This window comes from Candidatus Aegiribacteria sp., assembly GCA_021108435.1.
In the GTDB taxonomy this organism is placed as follows: Bacteria; Fermentibacterota; Fermentibacteria; order Fermentibacterales; family JCC-6; genus Aegiribacteria.
This window is the reverse complement of the sequence record JAIOQY010000039.1, coordinates 1-5,456: the sequence shown is the minus strand read 5'-3', so window position 1 is coordinate 5,456 and position 5,456 is coordinate 1. Positions and strand designations below refer to the sequence as shown.

Annotated in this window: 5 protein-coding genes; 4 read left to right on the top strand and 1 reads right to left on the bottom strand. The window is 46.6% G+C overall.

The window, feature by feature from the left end; translation table 11 throughout:
- Positions 1–4 precede the first annotated feature (4 nt).
- Complete coding sequence (locus K8R76_02515; GenBank protein ID MCD4847046.1) at positions 5–1,990, bottom strand: OmpA family protein; 1,986 nt, start codon at positions 1,988–1,990, stop codon at positions 5–7.
- A 238-nt stretch (positions 1,991–2,228) separates the two neighbouring features.
- Here K8R76_02515 and K8R76_02510 point away from each other — a divergent pair, with 238 nt between their 5' ends.
- The 4 genes from K8R76_02510 to K8R76_02495 form a co-directional block, all read left to right on the top strand.
- A complete protein-coding gene (locus K8R76_02510; protein ID MCD4847045.1) occupies positions 2,229–3,023 on the top strand; it encodes a hypothetical protein in 795 nt (264 codons plus the stop codon).
- Between the two features lie 73 nt (positions 3,024–3,096).
- Positions 3,097–4,164, top strand: a complete 1,068-nt coding sequence (locus tag K8R76_02505; GenBank protein ID MCD4847044.1) for a T9SS type A sorting domain-containing protein — start codon at positions 3,097–3,099, stop codon at positions 4,162–4,164.
- A gap of 297 nt (positions 4,165–4,461) precedes the next feature.
- Positions 4,462–4,803: a hypothetical protein gene (locus tag K8R76_02500; protein MCD4847043.1), complete on the top strand. Its 342-nt coding sequence runs from the start codon at positions 4,462–4,464 to the stop codon at positions 4,801–4,803.
- Positions 4,804–4,821: 18 nt separating this feature from the next.
- A partial coding sequence (locus tag K8R76_02495; GenBank protein MCD4847042.1) for a T9SS type A sorting domain-containing protein occupies positions 4,822–5,456 on the top strand: 635 nt, incomplete at its 3' end.

Below are 5,456 nucleotides of genomic sequence, written 5' to 3'. Positions count from 1 at the left end.
GATATTAAATGCTGAGGACGATGAATTCGATTCTGCGGTTTTTAGCTTTATTGGCCGCAGAAGTGTTAGGAACAACAGGCATGGATTCACCATAACCCACAGTGCTGAGTCTGTCACCTGAAATACCTGTACTGACAAGATACTGGTAGACCGATTGAGCACGACGCTCACTGAGGGTCTTGTTGGATGATTCACTGCCATCGCTGTCTGTATGTCCTGCTATTCGTATTCTTGCATTTGGATTATCTCTTATAAGAATTGCTACACTATCCAGTATGCCATGGCTTTCAGGTTTGAGAGTAGAACTCCCGGAGGCGAAATAGATGTTGTCAAAGCTTAATACAGCGCCCTCCTGGAGCGCATCTCGAAGATTGAATGAAACACTTACTGTTTCATTGGCAATGAAGGTTACAGAACGGTTATCTGAAATGAAGCCGTCTGCCTGTGCAGTTATGGGCCAGGTGCCCGCTTCGACATCAGCTGTGAAGACTCCCGCATCATTCGTTGTTACAGTGACAGGTGTGGTGCTTCCAATTGTTACGGAGGCGCCGGTGATGGGCCTGCCCTGTCCGTCCCTTATTGAGCCCGTTAGCGAAGCAAAATTCGTAAGCAGAACGAAGTTAAGGGTGGCAGACTGATTGCGGCCAAGAAAGATCGTAGCACTTGCATTACTGTATCCGGGAGCGACAACAGTTACCGGAACTTCTCCGGATGGGATATGATGAGTATAGAAACCGGTGACAGCATCACTTGTGACATTGGCAATGGGTACACCAGGGAAGGTGATCGTTGCAAAGACAGCTTCACCTGTAAGAGAATCCGTTACTGTTCCACTCAAGGTTGCTGTATTGGTCTGTCCTTCATCGGTTATCATATCAGAAGAGTATCCCAGTGCGAGGCTTATACCCCAATCGAAAACTCCACCTATCGGCAGAGGAGCTCTCTCAGCACGCTGATCTTCTGTAACTACGCTGTCCATCTGGTATAGGCTGTGACCGAGATCGTAATAGGTTGGGTCATATTTGCTTGTACTCAGGTCGAAAGAGATATCCAGGAATGTCCCTGAATTGTTCTTGAATCTTATTCCAGGTGTGAAGTAGGATACTGAAGCGTTGTCCCGGTCGAGAAGCTTCTGGTTTGTGTATTCCAGGAAGACATCAAGGTAGGGAGTTGCAACCTCAAGTCCGAAACCTAAGTTAAGAACACCGTCTGCAACTTCAATATCTACAACGGTGGAATCGTAATAAGACCATCCTTCAGCTTCTGGCATAACTCTGAAGTCAGTGAAGCAGTAATTCTGTGTGTACTTGGCATAACCAACATTGATATGTGCTTTAACTGGTGCCATTGGAATCCAGCGTGTGAAATCACCGGTAATAAGCAGGTCCATTGCAAGATTGTTATTGCCTGTTGTAGTGAAAGGTTTGCGAAGTGTGCTAATCAGTTGTCCGGCGTGCCAGATCCCATCAGGTCCATCAAGATTACGAAGGAAGACCGTATCTGCAGAAGATAATCCAAGACGGAAATCTCCGCCAAACCAGACGACATCCTCTAAATTCGGGATAGGATTGTATCCGCCATGGAGAAACAGATTTATTCCCTCGAACCCGTAAATCCCCTCCCAGTGGCCTGTTGAACGCTCTTCGTATTCACCTCTTTCATAAAAGGTACTGGAATAAGCTGCATTCACCCCTAGATCAATATAGTCCCAGACTCCGTAGGTAAGGCTTAATCTACCCTGTCCGGTGTGCTCAATATTTACCACCTCAGGGAATAATAGTGTCTCCGGCAGGAAATGACTGTGGTAAATGAAATTCTTGTACTCATTTACCGCAGTCCAGTAAGACAGACCCAGCCTGAATGACATTTCATTAAAGCCCATGGGTATGGCGCTGTACACGCGGTGAAGACCTGGGAGTCCATGGATTGACGGGGTTGCGAATGAAAGGGTAACTAATAGCAGTAGGATAAAAGGTGTTATTCTTTTCAATTTATTCCTCCATATTTTTCCGACAAGGATACTCTATTTCTAACTAGATGAAGAATGTGCATATTACCCAATATAGTCAAGCAACTCTGTTTTCACACTTGACATCGATGTTCCATCTGATTTCACTTCATGTAACTTGATGATCTCGCTGAAGAAATGAGAGAGGATTGACAAGAATACTCCGAAGATAGAGTGTTCATCTGTATGAGATGAGGAAATTCTTTGTTGGAGGTATAGAATGAAAATATTAGTAGTATCTCTTATCATGTTGACTATTATTGCTTTATACTCAAGCTGTGGTGATTCTGCCACAGAAATATCTGGCACGCTTCCTATTGTAACCGGAATCACTGTTGATACTGTTGCAAGTATCGGTGATACTATTGTGGTAACCTGGACCGCTTTGACAGATACCCAGATCGAAGGGTATTTCCTTTGGACAAGAACAGAATTTGAAGAGCCCTGGGCTCTGGTTGAGACTGTTGACCAGAATACTGGAACCCACATCGCTGATAGGTCGGCATACTACACTGTCATGGCTTACTATGGGAGTAATACATCATCCGATACAGGTGTGCCAGACAATACAAGAGCAGAATTACTGTCAGAGATAAGGCAATATTTAGCGATGAGACCTGTTGGTTTTCGTGTTGACCTTGATGGAGATTCTCTTGTTCCCGGGGATCCTTATTCTCCAGATTTCAGGCAGCAATTCACAGTAGCCTTTGATCAACTTAACGGAGACAAATACATCTACCCTGGAACTGCCAATCCTGTAATATGGCCCGGCGGAGCAGAAACGATGGTGTCATCAAGCGGTGGCTTTGTTGCTCCAACTCCTGATGACAGTACTCAATGGCAGGACAGCATCTCCTATGGCGGGAATTTCTTCCTTGCACTTGAAAACGAATACTACTGCATGCTTACAGGCATAGCTATCCACCCCGATACATTAGCGATGGTTGATACACTTGTAATCGATGGGCAGCTTCAGGCCATCAGAAGTGTCAGAGTGTTTAACTGCAACTGGTAATTCCGTAGAGTGTAGCAATGCACAAGACATTTTATAATAATACAGGGTAATCCCTTTATTGTTTGGAGATGCCATGATAGCATTGTTATTCATTCTTCTTCCATGTATTCAGGGAACAATGGAAGCAGAAGTAAACGTTCCCAACTTCCCGTACATTCCCATCAATGTGGTTCAAACGTGGCAGGTAGCTTACGCATCGGATATACAGGATGTAAGCTTCGATTGGAACTCAAACCTGCTTATCATACGGAGCAATGGGGATGGTAAACTGTATCTGGCTGATCCCTATACTTGTGAATACGCCGGAGAGATTGATCTTCCATCCGGCGCTGAAGGCTTCGGTGTGGGCTATGATAATGGTGGATACTCAGGACGATATTATATAAACAGCAGCACCTCATCCCAGATATACCACTCCGATGGATCCGACACCTGGAGCGAGTTTTCCAACCCCGCAGGCACTGACGGCGCTGGTATTGATTTTAATGCTATAATGATGGACGGCATACTATTCCAGGCTTCCGCTGTGAGCCCGTATCAGTTTTATAGTATTAATCCCGGTAGTGGCAGTTACGACATCTATGAACTGTCCGGAGTAAACGGGGAGATCAGCGGTTTCATGGTTCATGAAGTATTTACCTTATCCGCACCCTATGCATTAATCCTCACAACAAGATACGGTCACGAGTTCTTTTTCTACTGGCTCTACGGTGAGTATGTGCAGTACGGTCAGGAGCCCTGTCCGATGCCCGTTTCCGAATCACTGGGTCTCTCCTGGAGCAACTCAGGAGCGGTTTACTGGAGCTACAAAGGGGTGGATCAGGAATACTATATAAGTATGCTGCAGATACCTGTCTTCGGTGGGATTGAAGATGAGCAGTCAGATGCCGGGGTTTTGTCATTGAGTGTAATCAGCAATCCATCCATTGGCTCTGCATCTCTCTCTGTGAATCTAACAGCAGCGGGTCCGGTAACACTCGAGATCTTCGACCTTACGGGAAGACTGCAGGAAGTGCTGAATAATGGGCAGCTTGCCTCCGGTGAGAATATATTCGCCTTCAGTGGTCCTCCAGGACTCTATATCGCGGTTCTCAGGAATGCCGGAAACGAAGCAAGATCAAGGTTTGTTCTGCTAAGGTAGCGCACACCCGTTTCCACAGGATATGCAAAAGCACATATCGTTAGTCCTGTAGATGAGTACACTGAGGCAGTATGTCATATACAGCACTGACCTGATTTGCTCCCCTTCGGGGGATATGGGACTTCATCTGTGCCATTCACTGCATTCAGAACGGGAAGCCTATATCATTGACGGATTGGAATTGCTAATTGTATTGTAGTATCAGGTATTAATCCGAATGATCTGGAGGCGTTGTTCTGAGTAGTACTGAAAGCATGCGTATCAGCAGATGAGTAAACCTTTACAGGAAGGACTGATGTGAAAACACTGGGTGTAATTTTGCTGCTACCTGTTATCTGTTTTGGAGCTTCGATAGACAGGACACTTGAGGCGCCGGATGGTGACATCAGCGGGCTGGCCTGGGGTGAGGGCAGGCTCTGGTGTCTTGATGAGAGTTCCTCCTGGGTCTACGGGCTGGATCCTGTAACGGGTGCTGTTGAAGTCAGCTTTGATTTCGTCGGTTACTCGACCTACGCTCCTGCAGGTCTTACCTACTACGGTGGGAGGCTGTTCGGCAGTTTCATAAGCGGAGGCTCGAGTTCCCGGGTGTACTGGTACACTACTTCCGGCACCTATTGTGACTATGACGTCTTCTGTTGAGGCTCGTATATCCCGTCGGTGACGGGACTTGGCTGGGACGGAACTAAACTCTACACAAGCACAACCTACGGCAGTTATGAAGGCTGCTATACATTCAATTTCACCACTTACTTTTCAGGCAAATCAACATACATTCCCGGTTTCTGGGGCTCAGAAAGCGGCTACGATATCGCTTACCATGATAGCAATATCTGGATGGCGGTGGACAACGCAACAAGCCCTGTCAGATGTTACGAGCAGACCTCCGGCGGTGTACTTTCGATGATTCCCGCGGACATAGGAATCGGTTCGGATATACACGGAGTCACTTACGAAACCGGCACGGATGCTCCATTCCTCTGGGTGAGCAACCAGACCACAGACGAGATTTACAGGATAGACATTTACACAGGAATCGCTGAAGACGATGTGATTATCCTGCCGGAACTGCAGCTATCCTTAAGCTCCAACCCCTTCTACTCGTCTGTCGTGATAACAGGAAGAGGCTTTTCCGGTAACTCCGTTCTGGATATCCACGATGCGGTCGGCAGAAGGATTGAGAGTTCGAGCTTCAGCGGTACATACACATGGTTTACAGCAGGACTGCCCACCGGTACATACATAGTGACTGTAAGTGATTGCGAAGGCAGCAGGGAGTCTATTAAGCTACTGAA

Bases quoted from the DNA above. Each gene is read 5' to 3' on its own strand.
- K8R76_02510 (MCD4847045.1), top strand. From the start codon at position 2,229: ATGAAAATATTAGTAGTATCTCTTATCATGTTGACTATTATTGCTTTA.
- K8R76_02505 (MCD4847044.1), top strand. From the start codon at position 3,097: ATGATAGCATTGTTATTCATTCTTCTTCCATGTATTCAGGGAACAATG.